The sequence below is a fragment of the Streptomyces sp. NBC_00190 genome, assembly GCF_036203305.1.
Lineage (GTDB): Bacteria > Actinomycetota > Actinomycetes > Streptomycetales > Streptomycetaceae > Streptomyces.
In genome coordinates this window covers 3,281,711-3,296,387 of record NZ_CP108131.1, presented here as the reverse complement: position 1 = coordinate 3,296,387, position 14,677 = coordinate 3,281,711, and the positions used below count along the sequence as shown (strand labels likewise).

Sequence of the window (14,677 nt, the reverse complement as noted above, 5' to 3'; positions counted from 1 at the left end):
CTGCGTGGACATCGTCGTCAAGGGCCGCAAGACCGAGGTGCCCGACCGGTTCCGCAAGCACGTGGCCGAGAAGCTGAATCCGGAGCGGATCCAGAAGCTCGACGCCAAGGTGATCAGCTTGGACGTCGAGGTGTCCAAGGAGCACAACCCGCGCCAGGCCGACCGTTCCGACCGCGTGGAGATCACTTTGCGTTCGCGGGGCCCGGTGATCCGTGCCGAGGCCGCCGCCGCAGACGCGTACGCGGCGTTGGACCTGGCTCAGGACAAGCTGGAGGCCCGGCTGCGCAAGCAGCACGACAAGCGCCACACCCGCCGCGGCAGCGGCCGGATCTCGGCGGCGGAGGTCGCCGACGTGGTACCGGACGCCGCCACCCTGAACGGGAACGGCGAGCCGGTCACCGCGGAGAAGGCGGACGCGATCCCGACCACCCGGATCGGATCGCTGGAAGTCCAGGGCGAAGGCCCGCTCATCGTCCGCGAGAAGACCCACTCGGCCGCACCCATGTCGCTCGACCAGGCACTCTACGAAATGGAACTGGTCGGCCACGACTTCTATCTGTTCGTCGACTCCGAGACGAAGCTGCCCAGCGTCGTCTACCGACGTCACGCGTACGACTACGGCGTGATCCACGTGAACCCCGACGGGGCTTCCAGCTCGGAGCAGCCCCGCGGCGGTGCCGGGGGCGCGCTCGGCGGCTGAGCACATCATTCACCGCCCCCCGCGGGACGCTCCGGCGCCCCGCGGGGGCCTCTTGTGCGGGCCTCCTGTGTGGCGAGTATGCGCCGGGCAGTCATCGTCGGCCCCCGCGCCGTGCCGCGGGCATGGAATCATGGCGGGCAGTCAACCGGCGGCGGAGCCCGTCCGGTTGGCCCAGCGGTTCGGCACATGCAGGGGCAGGGGCAGGGGGAGGAACGATGGCGGACAGCTTCGGGCCGGTGCGCGGTGACGACGGTGCGGGCTGCCGTGCGGCGGACGCGGCGGCGGAGCTCGCCGGCTCGCCGGCCGGGGAGCCCATCCGGGTACTCGTGGTCGACGACCACGCGCTGTTCCGGCGAGGGCTGGAAATCGTCCTCGCGCAGGAGGAGGACATCCAGGTCGTCGGTGAGGCGGGGGACGGGGCGGAGGCCGTGGACAAGGCGGCCGACCTGCTGCCGGACATCGTGCTGATGGACGTACGGATGCCCCGGCGCGGCGGGATCGAGGCGTGCACCTCGATCAAGGAGGTGGCCCCCTCCGCGAAGATCATCATGCTGACGATCAGCGACGAGGAGGCGGACCTCTACGACGCGATCAAGGCGGGTGCGACCGGGTACCTCCTGAAGGAGATCTCGACGGACGAGGTGGCCACGGCGATCCGGGCGGTGGCGGACGGCCAGTCGCAGATCAGCCCGTCGATGGCGTCGAAGCTGCTCACCGAGTTCAAGTCGATGATCCAGCGGACCGACGAGCGGCGGCTGGTGCCGGCGCCGAGGCTGACGGACCGGGAGCTGGAGGTCCTGAAGCTGGTGGCCACCGGCATGAACAACCGTGACATCGCCAAGCAGTTGTTCATCTCCGAGAACACGGTGAAGAACCACGTCCGCAACATCCTGGAGAAGCTGCAGCTGCACTCCCGGATGGAAGCCGTGGTCTACGCGATGCGCGAGAAGATCCTCGAAATCCGCTAGCCGCCTCCGTGGCAGGTCGGCCGGACCGGGTCAGCCCGCCGGCCCGGCCCGGCCTGGCCCGCCAGCCCGGCCTACCCCGGCAGCACGGCCAGCTCCGCCACGACGGCGGCGGCCTCCTGGGGGCTCTGGGCGCGCTCGACGCGGACCGCGTCGCAGCCGACCCACTCCGCCGCCTCCCGCAGGGCCTGCGCCATCGGGCGGGCAGCCTTCGGCGACGTCAGGGAGAGCTGGCGGGCGACCAGGGTCTTGCCCTCGCGGCCCGGATCGACGCGGCCCTGGAGCAGGCCGCCCGCGAGCAGCGGCATGGCGAAGTACCCGTGTATCCGCTTCGGCTTGGGGACGTACGCCTCGAGGCGGTGCGTGAAGCCGAAGATCCGCTCCGTGCGGGGGCGGTCCCAGATCAGCGAGTCGAAGGGGGAGAGCAGCGTCGTGCGGTGGCGGCCCCTGGGGGCCGTCGCGAGGGCCGCAGGGTCCGCCCACGCCTGCTTCGCCCAGCCCTCCACCGTGACCGGTACCAGCCCGGAGTCCGCGATCACCGCGTCGACCTGCTCGCCCCCCAGCCGGTGGTAGTCCGCGATGTCGGCGCGGGTGCCCAGGCCCAGTGACCGGCCGGCGAGGGCGACCAGGCGGCGCACGCACTCGCGGTCGTCCAGGTCGTCGTGGAGCAGTGCGTCGGGGACGGCGCGCTCGGGCAGGTCGTACACCCGCTTCCAGCCGCGGCGCTCGCAGCACACCACCTCACCGGTGTCGAGCAGCCACTCCACCGCGATCTTGGTCTCGGACCACTCGAACCACTCGCCGCCGTTCTTGGCGCCGCCCAGCTCGGTCGAGGTCAGCGGGCCGTCGGCCCGGAGCCGGTCGAGGACCGCCTTCGTCGAGCGTTCCTTGTCCTGGAGGACGTGCCAGCGGTGGCCGCGGGCCCGGCGGGCGCGGCGCCGGAAGGCGAAATGCGGCCATTCCTCGATGGGGAGGATGCAGGCCGCGTGCGACCAGTACTCGAAGGCGTGATGGCCGGACCAGTAGGCCCGCTCCACCGTGCCGCGGCCGACGGCGCCCAGGCGGGCGTACGGGATCAGTTCGTGCGAGCGGGCCAGGACCGAGATCGTGTCCAGCTGTACGGCGCCCAGGTGGCGCAGGACGCCGCGGACCCCGCCGCGGCGGTCGGGCGCCCCGAGGAGGCCCTGCGCGCGCAGGGCGATCCGGCGGGCCTCGTCGGCGGAGAGGGACACGGTCGGCGGCGGCAGGCTGGTCATGCGCCGAAGCCTAGGCGGCGCCACTGACGGCGGGCTCGTACGGGAGGCGGGAGGGCAGGCCCAGGTCGGACGGGAGCAGCGCGCCCGCCCAGCAGTCCAGCAGCGCGCCGCCGTGTTCCATGCCGGCGCGCTGGACGCCCTCGATCAGGAAGCCCGCCCGCTCGGCGACGGCGCGGGAGCCGTCGTTGCCGACCCCGGCGCGCCAGACCAGCCGTACGACGCCCGCCTCGGTGAACGCCCAGCGGACGGCGGCCCGCAGGGCTTCGGTCATGTAGCCGCGGCCGCGGTGACCGGCGACGGTCCAGTACCCGATCTCGTGGGTGTGCGCGCCCGTCCGGTGCACGGCGAGCGTGGCGACGAGGGGGCCCTCGGCCCCGAGCCGCACGGCGAAGTTGTACGCGGTGTCCTCGCGCCACCCGGCCGGGACGCTCTGCGTCACGTACTTCTCCGCGTGCGCGGGCTCGTACGGGACGGGCACCGAGATCCAGCGCTGGATCTCGGGGTCCTGGCAGGCGGCGTGCACCTCGGCCGCGTCCCCGGGCGTGTGGGGACGCAGCACGAGGCGCTCGGTGGTCAGTGTGATCGGCTCCATGACCGGATTCTGCCGATCGGCTAGTCGGCGGCCGACGGCAGGTAGGGCACCGCGGAGGTCAGGCCGAGGTCCGAGGGCAGCAGAGCGCCCACCCAGGAATCGCGCACGGAGCCCGCGCGGTACAGGGAGGCCCGCAGGAGCCCTTCCACCCGGAAGCCCGCCTTCTCGGCGACGGCCCGCGAGCCGGCGTTGCCGGCCTCGGCGCGCCACTCCAGGCGTACGGCGCCCAGCTCGGTGAAGGCCCAGCGGGCGACGGCGGTGACGGCCTCGGTCATGTAGCCGTGCCCGCGGTACTCCTTGGTCGCCCAGTAGCCGATCTCGTACGAGTTCGTCCCGAAGACCTCGTGTACGTGGACGCCGACGGCGGCGACCAGCGGGCCGCCGGGGCCGAGGCGGACGGCGAAGGAGTAGCCGGTGTCGTCTCGCCAGCCGCCCGGCACCAGCTCGCCGACGAAGCTGCGGGCGTGTTCGCGCTCGTAGGGGGAGGGGACCATCGTCCAGCGCTGGATGTCCGGGTCCTGGGCGGCCGCGTACACCTCGTCCTCGTCGGAGGGGGCGAACGGCCTCAGCACGAGCCGGTCGGTGGTCAGTGTGGTGGGCTCCATGAACGGATTCTGCTGCCGCCGCCGGTTCCCGGGCGAACACTTTTCGGGAATCTCGGGGAGGAAGCGGCACCTTCCGTGTCACCCGTACGTTCTCAATACGGGCACCCGCGCCCTCGCGGCTACGGCGGACCTCCCGGCGCGACCACGTCCTCGCTTACGATGGCCGTTACGGTGGGGCCCACCTGCCGTGCCCGTGTACGTACAGTGCCCAGGCCCGACCGGCAAGGAGACAAACCTCGGTGTCCGTCTTCAACAAGCTCATGCGTGCAGGCGAAGGCAAGATCCTGCGCAAACTGCACCGCATCGCGGACCAGGTCAACTCCATCGAAGAGGACTTCGTCAACCTCTCCGACGCCGAGTTGCGTGCGCTCACGGACGAGTACAAGCAGCGTTTCCAGGACGGCGAGAGCCTGGACGACCTGCTGCCCGAGGCCTTCGCGACGGTGCGCGAGTCCGCCAAGCGCGTCCTCGGCCAGCGGCACTACGACGTCCAGATCATGGGCGGTGCCGCGCTGCACCTCGGCTACGTGGCCGAGATGAAGACCGGTGAGGGCAAGACCCTCGTCGGCACCCTGCCCGCGTACCTGAACGCGCTGTCCGGCAAGGGCGTCCACCTGATCACGGTGAACGACTACCTCGCCGAGCGCGACTCCGAGCTGATGGGCCGGGTGCACAAGTTCCTCGGCCTGGAGGTCGGCTGCATCCTGGCGAACATGTCGCCGGCGCAGCGTCGCGAGCAGTACAGCTGCGACATCACGTACGGCACGAACAACGAGTTCGGCTTCGACTACCTGCGCGACAACATGGCGTGGTCCCAGGACGAGCTCGTCCAGCGCGGCCACAACTTCGCCGTGGTCGACGAGGTCGACTCGATTCTCGTCGACGAGGCCCGTACCCCGCTGATCATCTCCGGTCCGGCCGACCAGGCCACGAAGTGGTACGGCGACTTCGCGAAGCTGGTCACCCGCCTGAAGAAGGGCGAGCCCGGCCAGCCGCTGAAGGGCATCGAGGAGACCGGCGACTACGAGGTCGACGAGAAGAAGCGCACCGTCGCCATCCACGAGGTCGGTGTCGCCAAGGTCGAGGACTGGCTCGGCATCGAGAACCTCTACGAGTCGGTGAACACCCCGCTCGTCGGCTACCTGAACAACGCCATCAAGGCGAAGGAACTGTTCAAGAAGGACAAGGACTACGTCGTCCTCGACGGCGAAGTCATGATCGTCGACGAGCACACCGGCCGTATCCTCGCCGGCCGCCGCTACAACGAGGGCATGCACCAGGCGATCGAGGCGAAGGAAGGGGTGGACATCAAGGACGAGAACCAGACCCTTGCGACGATCACCCTGCAGAACTTCTTCCGCCTCTACTCGAAGCTGTCGGGCATGACCGGTACGGCCATGACCGAGGCCGCCGAGTTCCACCAGATCTACAAGCTCGGTGTCGTCCCGATCCCGACCAACCGCGACATGGTCCGCAGGGACCAGCCGGACCTGATCTACCGGACCGAGGTCGCGAAGTTCGCCGCCGTCGTCGACGACATCGCGGAGAAGCACGAGAAGGGCCAGCCGATCCTCGTCGGTACGACGTCGGTCGAGAAGTCCGAGTACCTCTCCCAGCAGCTCTCCAAGCGCGGCATCCCGCACGAGGTGCTCAACGCCAAGCAGCACGACCGTGAGGCCACGATCGTCGCCCAGGCCGGCCGCCGGGGCGCCGTCACCGTCGCCACGAACATGGCCGGCCGCGGTACCGACATCAAGCTCGGCGGCAACCCGGACGACCTCGCCGAGGCCGAGCTGCGCCAGCGCGGCCTGGACCCGGAGGAGCACATCGAGGAGTGGGCGCACGCCCTGCCCGAGGCGCTCACCAGGGCCGAGGCGGCCGTGAAGGCCGAGTTCGAGGAGGTCAAGGAGCTCGGCGGGCTGTATGTGCTGGGCACCGAGCGCCACGAGTCGCGCCGTATCGACAACCAGCTGCGCGGCCGTTCCGGCCGTCAGGGCGACCCGGGCGAGTCCCGCTTCTACCTGTCGCTGGGCGACGACCTGATGCGCCTGTTCAAGGCGCAGATGGTCGAGCGCGTCATGGCCATGGCCAACGTGCCGGACGACGTGCCGATCGAGAACAAGATGGTGACGCGCGCGATCGCGTCGGCCCAGTCGCAGGTGGAGACCCAGAACTTCGAGACGCGCAAGAACGTCCTGAAGTACGACGAGGTCCTCAACAGCCAGCGTGAGGTCATCTACCGCGAGCGCCGCCGCGTCCTTGAGGGCGAGGACCTCCAGGAGCAGGTCCGCTTCATGATGGACGACACGATCGACGCGTACATCGCGGCCGAGACGGTCGAGGGCTTCGCCGAGGAGTGGGACCTGGAGCGCCTGTGGGGCGCCTTCAAGCAGCTCTACCCGGTGAAGGTCACCATCGAGGAGCTGGAGGACGCCGCGGGCGACCGGGCGGGCATCACCGCCGAGTTCATCGCGGAGTCCATCAAGGACGACATCCACGAGCAGTACTCGGCGCGCGAGAAGACGCTCGGTTCCGACATCATGCGCGAGCTGGAGCGCCGCGTGGTGCTGTCGGTGCTGGACCGCAAGTGGCGTGAGCACCTGTACGAGATGGACTACCTGCAGGAGGGCATCGGCCTGCGGGCGATGGCCCAGAAGGACCCGCTGGTCGAGTACCAGCGCGAGGGCTTCGACATGTTCAACGCCATGCAGGACGGCATCAAGGAGGAGTCCGTCGGCTACCTGTTCAACCTGGAGGTCCAGGTCGAGCAGCAGGTCGAGGAGGTTCCGGTGCAGGAGGCGGCGCCGTCGCTGACGAAGGAGCCGGCGGGTGCGATGGCCCGTCCGGAGATCCGGGCGAAGGGGCTGGACGCTCCGCAGCGGCCGGACCGGCTGCACTTCTCGGCGCCGACCGTCGACGGTGAGGGCGGTGTGGTCGAGGGCGACTTCGAGTCCGACGGCGCCGGTGACGGTGACGGGATGACGCGGGCGGAGCGCCGCAAGGCGCAGAAGGCCGCCGGCGGGCGTCGCCGCAAGAAGTAGCCCCGCTGGGGTCGAGTCACCGGCCGGGGCCGGACACCGTACGTGGTGTCCGGCCCCGGCCGCGTTGTGCCGGTGTCCCGGCCCCGGTGTCCCGGCCTCGGTTCGGGGTGGGCCGCGCGGGCCGCTGGGGCCGTCGAGGGCCGCCTCTTGCGGATCAGGGGCGCGGGCCCTGGATCTCGATCGCCGCGCAGCGCCAGCGCAGGTCCGGGCCCTGCTCCAGGCGGAAGGCCATCGCCGTCATGCGGTCGCCCGTGGCGATGCGGGCGAAGGCCTCGATGACACCGGGGCCAGGGGTGAAGCGGCCGCACTGGCGCACGACCGGGCGCGGGCGGCCGAGCCCGGTCCCTCCCCAGCCCGAAGGAGCGAGGGTGACCAGCTGCTGGTAGGCCGGGCCGACGGTGTGGCCGAGGAGCGAGTGGACCGGCCTGAGGCCGCTGACGACCGCCAGGAGGCGTTCGGCGAACCAGTGGTGCGGGCCGAGCCGCAGGGCCCGCGGCGGGGCCGCCGGGCGCCGGGTGTCGCGCCGCCCGGCCGGCCGGGTCCGGGACGACTGGCCGCCGGTCCCGCGGCGGGCCGCCTCGCCGCCGATCGTGCCGCGCATCGTGGTGTCCATCGCGATCTGCCCCCGAACAGGCCGGGCCCGGAGCGGTACCGGGCGGTAACTTGATGGGGATCTTCTACGGCCGGCGAACACGCTCCGCAACCGTCCGGGCACCCCCGCCCCGCCCGGGGCACGGTTCACCTATCCGAGTGCCCGGCCTGCCCGGCCGGGGCCTCGGCGGCGGGCGCGAAGGGACCGGGGTGGACGGCCGCGGGTCCCGCCGGGGCACCCCGAAGGGGGACGACGGCCGTCACCCACAGGGGGCCCGGCCGTCCGTCTCCCGGTGGCGGCGGGCGCGGTCGTATCCTGAGGACGTTTCCGACTACCGAAAGCAGCCGGCCATGCGCGTGTACGTCCCCCTGACCCTCCCCGGGCTCGCCGAGGCGCACAAGGCGGGTGAGCTGGGCCCCGCCCCGCTGCGTGCGTACGCCGTCACGCCCGGGCTGCGCGAGTGGTACGTGTCGGACGACATCGAGGAGCTGGAGTACGCGGCCCTCAGCCGCGCCGCGGCCGCCTCCCTGCGGCTGATCGCCGCCGACCCGGCGGCCCCGCGCAGGCGGGTCGTCGTCGCCCTGGACGTCGCCGACAAGGCCGCCACCGCCACGCCCGGGGTCGACGAGGCCGCCCTCGGCCAGGTCGCCCTGGCCGACGCCGTACGCCTCACCGTGGCCGCCGCCGTGCACGTCGACGCCGACGACGCCGAGGAGACCGTGGCCGCCGCCGCGGCGGCCGTCGACGCCGCCGACGCCGGGGACGACGACGCGCAGTTCACCGTCGACGGCGCCGAGGACCACGAGCTGCTGTGGTTCGGCGTGCAGGAGATCCCGGGGCTGCTCAAGTGACACACATAGTCTGGGACTGGAACGGCACCCTCCTCCACGACATCGACGCCGTGATCGCCGCGACCAATGCCTCCTTCGCCGAGTTCGGCTTCGCGCCGATCACCCTGGAGACCTACCGCGAGCTGTACGTCGTACCGGTGCCCAAGTTCTACGAGCGCCTCATGGGCCGGCTGCCCACCGAGGACGAGTGGCTGGTCATGGACGACACGTTCCACCGGCACTACTGGGCCGCCGCCGAGGACGCCGGGCTCACCGAAGGGGCCCGGGAGCTGCTCCGGGACTGGCAGCGGGACGGGCTCACCCAGTCGCTGCTCTCGCTGGCGCCCCACGACAAGCTCGTGCCGCTGGTACGGTTCCACGGCATCGACGGGCACTTCCTGCGCGTCGACGGGCGGATCGGTCCCTCCCACACCAGCAAGGCAGGGCATCTCGTACGCCACCTGACCGCCCTGGACGGGACGGGCGTGACCGCGGAACGTACGGTCCTCATCGGAGACGCCGTGGACGACGCGCTCGCCGCGGCCCACGTCGGCGCCCGGGCCGTGCTCTACACGGGCGGCTCGCACAGCCGCGCCAGTCTCGAATCGGCCGGTGTCCCCGTCGTCGACACCCTGGCAGACGCCGTTCGGACAGCTCGCGAGCTGTCCGAATAAGGGCTGGACACGCCAGTGCACGGACTGCTCGTCCCGTCGCTGGCCAGAGTGTCAAAGTTCTACCCCAAGATTTGTACAGAAGCAGTGCATGACGACCTGGGGGTGGGGCGAGATAGCCTTGTACCCGTGATCAGCGCGATAGTCATCGGGGGCACTGGAGCCTCCGGCCTGCGCCCGGCGCACAACCGTGCCCGGGCCTTCGCTGATTTCCGCCGCCGGGACCTCTCGCCGATCATGGCCGATTCCCTCCCGGCAGGCCTTCTCGACGGCATAGCGTCGATCCCGGACGGACATCCCGCCTCGCGGCGCTACGCCATTCCTTCCTTCACCTACGTCACGCAATGGCGCGCGACAGGAGCCAGAGGACATGCAGACCAAGCTGGACGAAGCAAAGGCCGAGCTGCTCGCGCGGGCGGCCCGGGTAGCTGAGAACAGCCCGGCCGGGGGGCTACTTCCGACTGGGTCCGAGCAGGGGGAGCATCCCGACCGGGACACAGTGCTCTCCTACCTCCAGCGCTACTACCTGCACACCGCCCCCGAGGACCTGTTGGACCGGGACCCGGTCGACGTGTTCGGTGCGGCGCTCTCGCACTACCGGCTGGCGGAGAACCGCCCGCAGGGCACCGCGAGCGTGCGCGTGCACACGCCCACCGTCGAGGAGAACGGCTGGACCTCCAGCCACTCCGTCGTCGAGGTCGTCACGGACGACATGCCCTTCCTCGTCGACTCCGTGACCAACGAGCTGTCCCGGCAGGGCCGCGGCATCCACGTCGTGATCCACCCGCAGGTCGTCGTCCGCCGTGACGTCACCGGCAAGCTGATCGAGATCCTCGGTCCCGACTGCGACGCGCACGGTCCCCGCACCGCGCGCCCCCACGACTCCCTCGTCGAGTCCTGGATCCACGTCGAGATCGACCGCGAGACCGACCGCGCCGACCTCAAGCAGATCAACGGCGATCTGCTGCGCATCCTGTCCGACGTGCGTGAGTCCGTCGAGGACTGGGAGAAGATGCGCGACGCGGCGCTGCGCATCGCCGAAGGCCTGCCCGACGAGCCGACCGCCCCGGACCTGCGCGAGTACGAGCTCGAAGAGGCCCGCGAGCTGCTGCGCTGGCTCTCGGACGACCACTTCACCTTCCTCGGCTACCGCGAGTACAACCTCGTCGACGGCGACGCCCTCGCCGCCGTCCCCGGTACCGGCCTCGGCATCCTGCGCTCCGACCCGCACCACAGCGGCAAGGACGACGGCCACCCCGTCTCGCCGTCCTTCAACCGGCTGCCCGCCGACGCGCGCGCCAAGGCCCGCGAGCACCGCCTGCTGGTGCTGACCAAGGCCAACAGCCGCTCCACCGTGCACCGCCCCTCGTACCTCGACTACGTGGGCGTCAAGAAGTTCGACGCCGACGGCAACGTCGTCGGCGAGCGCCGCTTCCTCGGCCTGTTCTCCTCCGCCGCGTACACCGAGTCGGTGCGCCGCGTCCCGGTCGTCCGCCGCAAGGTCGCCGAGGTCCTGGAGCGGGCCGGTTTCGCGCCGTCCAGCCACGACGGCCGCGACCTGCTGCAGATCCTGGAGACGTACCCGCGCGACGAGCTGTTCCAGACGCCCGTCGACCAGCTCCAGTCGATCGTCACCTCCGTCCTGTACCTCCAGGAACGCCGCCGGCTGCGGCTGTACCTGCGTCAGGACGAGTACGGCCGCTACTACTCGGCCCTCGTCTACCTGCCGCGTGACCGGTTCACCACCGGCGTCCGGCTGCGCCTGATGGACATCCTGAAGGAGGAGCTCGGCGGCATCAGCGTCGACTTCACGGCCTGGAACACCGAGTCGATCCTCTCGCGCATCCACTTCGTCGTCCGCGTCCCGCAGGGCAAGGAACTGCCCGTCCTCACCGACGCCGACGTCGAGCGCATCGAGGGCCGCCTGGTCGACGCCGCCCGCTCCTGGGCCGACGGCTTCGGCGAGGCCCTGGTCGCCGAGCTCGGAGAGGAGCGCGCCGCCGAGCTGCTGCGCAAGTACGGCACCTCGTTCCCCGAGGGCTACAAGGCCGACCACTCGCCGCGCGCCGCCGTCGCCGACCTCTGCCACCTGGAGCGGCTCTCCGCCAGCGAACGGCCGTTCGCGCTCTCGCTGTACGAGCCGGTCGGCGCGGCCCCCGGCGAGCGCCGCTTCAAGATCTACCGCACCGGCGAGCAGGTCTCGCTCTCCGCGGTCCTGCCGGTGCTGCAGCGCCTGGGCGTCGAGGTCACCGACGAGCGCCCGTACGAGCTGCGCCGCACCGACCGGGTCAGCGCCTGGATCTACGACTTCGGTCTGCGGATGCCCGCCGCCGGTACCGGCGACGGCGCGGCGGCGTCGAACTACGCCGGCGACGACGCCCGCGAGCGCTTCCAGGAGGCCTTCGCGGCCGTATGGACCGGCAAGGCGGAGAACGACAACTTCAACACCCTGGTGCTGAGCGCCGGGCTGACCTGGCGGCAGGCCGTCGTCCTGCGCGCGTACGCCAAGTACCTGCGCCAGGCGGGCTCCACCTTCAGCCAGGACTACATGGAGGACACCCTCCGCAACAACGTCCACACCACCCGGCTGCTGGTCTCGCTGTTCGAGGCCCGGATGTCGCCCGCACGGCAGACCGCCGGCACCGAGCTCATCGACGCCATGCTGGAGGAGCTGGACGGGGCCCTGGACCAGGTCGCCTCGCTCGACGAGGACCGCATCCTGCGGGCCTTCCTCACCCTGATCAAGGCGACGCTGCGGACCAACTTCTTCCAGGAGGCCCGGGGCTTCGAGTGGCACGACTACGTGTCGATGAAGTTCGATCCCCAGGCCATCCCGGACCTGCCGGCGCCCCGCCCGGCGTACGAGATCTGGGTGTACTCGCCGCGGGTCGAGGGCGTGCACCTGCGCTTCGGCAAGGTCGCGCGCGGTGGTCTGCGCTGGTCCGACCGGCGTGAGGACTTCCGTACGGAGATCCTCGGCCTGGTCAAGGCGCAGATGGTGAAGAACACGGTGATCGTGCCGGTCGGCGCCAAGGGCGGCTTCGTCGCCAAGCAGCTCCCGGACCCGTCCGTGGACCGTGACGCATGGCTCGCCGAGGGCGTCGCCTGCTACCGCACCTTCATCTCGGCGCTGCTCGACATCACCGACAACCTGGTGGCGGGCGAGGTCGTGCCGCCGCAGGACGTGGTCCGCCACGACGAGGACGACACGTACCTCGTCGTCGCCGCCGACAAGGGCACCGCGACGTTCTCGGACATCGCCAACGAGGTCGCCGTCTCGTACAACTTCTGGCTCGGCGACGCTTTCGCCTCCGGCGGCTCGGCCGGTTACGACCACAAGGGCATGGGCATCACCGCCCGCGGCGCGTGGGAGTCCGTCAAGCGGCACTTCCGCGAGCTGGGCCACGACACCCAGACGCAGGACTTCACCGTCGTCGGCGTCGGCGACATGTCCGGCGACGTCTTCGGCAACGGCATGCTGCTCTCCGAGCACATCCGCCTGGTCGCGGCCTTCGACCACCGGCACATCTTCATCGACCCGGAGCCGGACGCGGCCACCTCCTACGCCGAGCGCCGCCGCCTGTTCGAGCTGCCGCGTTCCTCGTGGGCCGACTACGACACCTCGCTGATCTCGGCGGGCGGCGGCATCCACCCGCGTTCCGCGAAGGCCGTCCCGGTCACCGCGCCGATGCGCGCGGCCCTCGGCATCGAGGCGGGCATCACCAAGATGACCCCGGCCGAGCTGATGCAGGCGATCCTCAAGGCCCCCGTGGACCTGGTGTGGAACGGCGGCATCGGTACGTACGTCAAGGCCACGGCCGAGACGCACGCGGACGTCGGCGACAAGGCCAACGACGCCATCCGCGTCAACGGCTCCGACGTCCGGGCCAAGGTCATCGGCGAGGGCGGCAACCTGGGTCTGACCCAGCTCGGCCGGATCGAGTTCGCCCGCTCCGGCGCCGACGGCGAGGGCGGCAAGATCAACACCGACGCCATCGACAACAGCGCCGGCGTGGACACCTCCGACCACGAGGTGAACATCAAGATCCTGCTCAACGCGGTCGTCGCGGACGGCGACATGACCGTCAAGCAGCGCAACAAGCTGCTCGCCGAGATGACCGACGAGGTCGGCGGTCTGGTGCTGCGCAACAACTACGCGCAGAACACGGCGCTCGCCAACGGCGCGGCGCAGGCCCCCAGCCTGCTCCACGCGCAGCAGCGCTTCATGCGCCGCCTGGAGGGCGCGGGGCTGCTCAACCGGGAGCTGGAGTTCCTGCCCGCCGACCGGCAGATCCGTGAACTGCTCGGCAACGGCAGGGGCCTGACCCAGCCGGAGCTGGCCGTCCTGTTCGCCTACACCAAGATCACGGTGGCGGACGAGCTCATCGCCACCGGGCTGCCGGACGACCCGTACCTGCGCCGCCTGCTCTTCGCCTACTTCCCGGCCGCCCTGCGCGAGAAGTTCCCCGAGCAGGTCGACGGGCACGCACTGCGCCGGGAGATCATCACCACGCTCCTGGTCAACGACACGGTCAACACGGGTGGTTCGACCTTCCTGCACCGCCTGCGCGAGGAGACCGGCGCCTCCACGGAGGAGATCGTCCGGGCGCAGCTCGCGGCCCGCGAGATCTTCGGCCTGGCCGAGGTGTGGGACTCGGTCGAGGCCCTCGACAACAAGGTCGCGGCCGCCGTCCAGACCCGGATCCGGCTGCACTCGCGGCGCCTGGTCGAGCGCGGTACGCGCTGGCTGCTGAACAACCGGCCGCAGCCGCTCCAGATCACCGAGACCATCGACTTCTTCGCGGAGCGGGTCGCGCACGTCTGGGCCGAGCTGCCGAAGCTGGTGCGCGGCGCGGACCTGGAGTGGTACCAGTCGATCATGGACGAGCTGACGGGCGAGGGTGTCCCGGAGGAACTGGCGGCCAAGGTCGCCGGCTTCTCCTCGGCCTTCCCGACGCTCGACGTCGTCGCGATCGCGGACCGCACCGGTGTGGCTCCGCTGGACGTCGCCGAGGTCTACTACGACCTCGCCGACCGCCTCGACATCACCCAGCTGATGGACCGGATCATCGAGCTGCCGCGGGCCGACCGCTGGCAGTCCATGGCCCGCGCCTCCATCCGCGAGGACCTGTTCGCGGCGCACGGGGCCCTGACCGCCGACGTGCTGTCGGTGGGCAACGGCAGCTCGACTCCCGAGGAGCGCTTCCAGGCCTGGGAGGAGAAGAACGCGGCGATCATCGGGCGGGCCCGGACGACCCTGGACGAGATCCGGGGCTCGGACGACTTCGACCTGGCGAACCTGTCGGTGGCGATGCGGACGATGCGCAGCCTGCTGCGCGCGCACACCTGAACCCGCTGAGCACAAGGCCCCGGCCCCCGGAACAACTCCGGGGGCCGGGGCCTTCGGCTTGCGCGGCCGCGTTGC

Annotated in this window: 10 protein-coding genes; 6 read left to right on the top strand and 4 right to left on the bottom strand. The window is 71.0% G+C overall.

Annotated features, from left to right (window positions below; all coding sequences use genetic code 11):
* Window positions 1-4 precede the first annotated feature (4 nt).
* On the top strand, window positions 5-700 hold the full coding sequence (gene hpf / locus OG429_RS15925; protein WP_328925988.1) for a ribosome hibernation-promoting factor, HPF/YfiA family: 696 nt from the start codon (window positions 5-7) through the stop codon (window positions 698-700).
* A gap of 215 nt (window positions 701-915) precedes the next feature.
* Complete coding sequence (locus tag OG429_RS15920; protein ID WP_328925987.1) at window positions 916-1,668, top strand: response regulator transcription factor; 753 nt, start codon at window positions 916-918, stop codon at window positions 1,666-1,668.
* 71 nt (window positions 1,669-1,739) lie between these two features.
* Here the strand turns inward: OG429_RS15920 and OG429_RS15915 are convergent, their stop codons facing one another.
* The 3 genes from OG429_RS15915 to OG429_RS15905 are packed head-to-tail and all read right to left on the bottom strand — an operon-like array spanning window position 1,740 to window position 4,118.
* The gene (locus OG429_RS15915; protein ID WP_328925986.1) at window positions 1,740-2,921 is read right to left on the bottom strand and encodes a winged helix-turn-helix domain-containing protein; all 1,182 of its coding nucleotides are present in this window, start codon (window positions 2,919-2,921) and stop codon (window positions 1,740-1,742) included.
* Between the two features lie 10 nt (window positions 2,922-2,931).
* Window positions 2,932-3,513: a GNAT family N-acetyltransferase gene (locus OG429_RS15910; protein WP_328925985.1), complete on the bottom strand. Its 582-nt coding sequence runs from the start codon at window positions 3,511-3,513 to the stop codon at window positions 2,932-2,934.
* Between the two features lie 20 nt (window positions 3,514-3,533).
* Window positions 3,534-4,118, bottom strand: a complete 585-nt coding sequence (locus tag OG429_RS15905; protein ID WP_328925984.1) for a GNAT family N-acetyltransferase — start codon at window positions 4,116-4,118, stop codon at window positions 3,534-3,536.
* 239 nt (window positions 4,119-4,357) lie between these two features.
* Between OG429_RS15905 and secA the strand changes: the two genes are divergently transcribed.
* The gene (gene secA, locus OG429_RS15900) at window positions 4,358-7,159 is read left to right on the top strand and encodes a preprotein translocase subunit SecA (RefSeq protein WP_328925983.1); all 2,802 of its coding nucleotides are present in this window, start codon (window positions 4,358-4,360) and stop codon (window positions 7,157-7,159) included.
* Window positions 7,160-7,313: 154 nt separating this feature from the next.
* Here secA and OG429_RS15895 read toward each other — a convergent pair whose 3' ends face one another.
* Complete coding sequence (locus tag OG429_RS15895; RefSeq protein WP_328930284.1) at window positions 7,314-7,760, bottom strand: Rv3235 family protein; 447 nt, start codon at window positions 7,758-7,760, stop codon at window positions 7,314-7,316.
* Window positions 7,761-8,101: 341 nt separating this feature from the next.
* On the opposite strand from OG429_RS15895, the gene OG429_RS15890 reads away from it, so the two are divergent.
* The 3 genes from OG429_RS15890 to OG429_RS15880 all read left to right on the top strand — a co-directional run bounded on the left by OG429_RS15890 (window position 8,102) and on the right by OG429_RS15880 (window position 14,602).
* Entirely contained in the window at window positions 8,102-8,602 is a 501-nt protein-coding gene (locus tag OG429_RS15890) for a DUF6912 family protein (RefSeq protein WP_328925982.1), read from the top strand.
* A complete protein-coding gene (locus OG429_RS15885) occupies window positions 8,599-9,255 on the top strand; it encodes an HAD family hydrolase (RefSeq protein ID WP_328925981.1) in 657 nt (218 codons plus the stop codon). Before OG429_RS15890 ends, OG429_RS15885 begins: the two co-directional genes overlap by 4 nt.
* 367 nt (window positions 9,256-9,622) lie before the next feature.
* A complete protein-coding gene (locus OG429_RS15880; protein WP_328925980.1) occupies window positions 9,623-14,602 on the top strand; it encodes an NAD-glutamate dehydrogenase in 4,980 nt (1,659 codons plus the stop codon).
* Window positions 14,603-14,677: the final 75 nt, after the last annotated feature.

Coding starts and splice junctions, on each gene's coding strand:
- OG429_RS15905 (WP_328925984.1), bottom strand. CDS start 4,118: ATGGAGCCCACCACACTGACCACCGACCGGCTCGTGCTGAGGCCGTTC.
- OG429_RS15910 (WP_328925985.1), bottom strand. CDS start 3,513: ATGGAGCCGATCACACTGACCACCGAGCGCCTCGTGCTGCGTCCCCAC.
- OG429_RS15920 (WP_328925987.1), top strand. CDS start 916: ATGGCGGACAGCTTCGGGCCGGTGCGCGGTGACGACGGTGCGGGCTGC.
- OG429_RS15880 (WP_328925980.1), top strand. CDS start 9,623: ATGCAGACCAAGCTGGACGAAGCAAAGGCCGAGCTGCTCGCGCGGGCG.
- OG429_RS15890 (WP_328925982.1), top strand. CDS start 8,102: ATGCGCGTGTACGTCCCCCTGACCCTCCCCGGGCTCGCCGAGGCGCAC.
- OG429_RS15895 (WP_328930284.1), bottom strand. CDS start 7,760: ATGCGCGGCACGATCGGCGGCGAGGCGGCCCGCCGCGGGACCGGCGGC.
- OG429_RS15915 (WP_328925986.1), bottom strand. CDS start 2,921: ATGACCAGCCTGCCGCCGCCGACCGTGTCCCTCTCCGCCGACGAGGCC.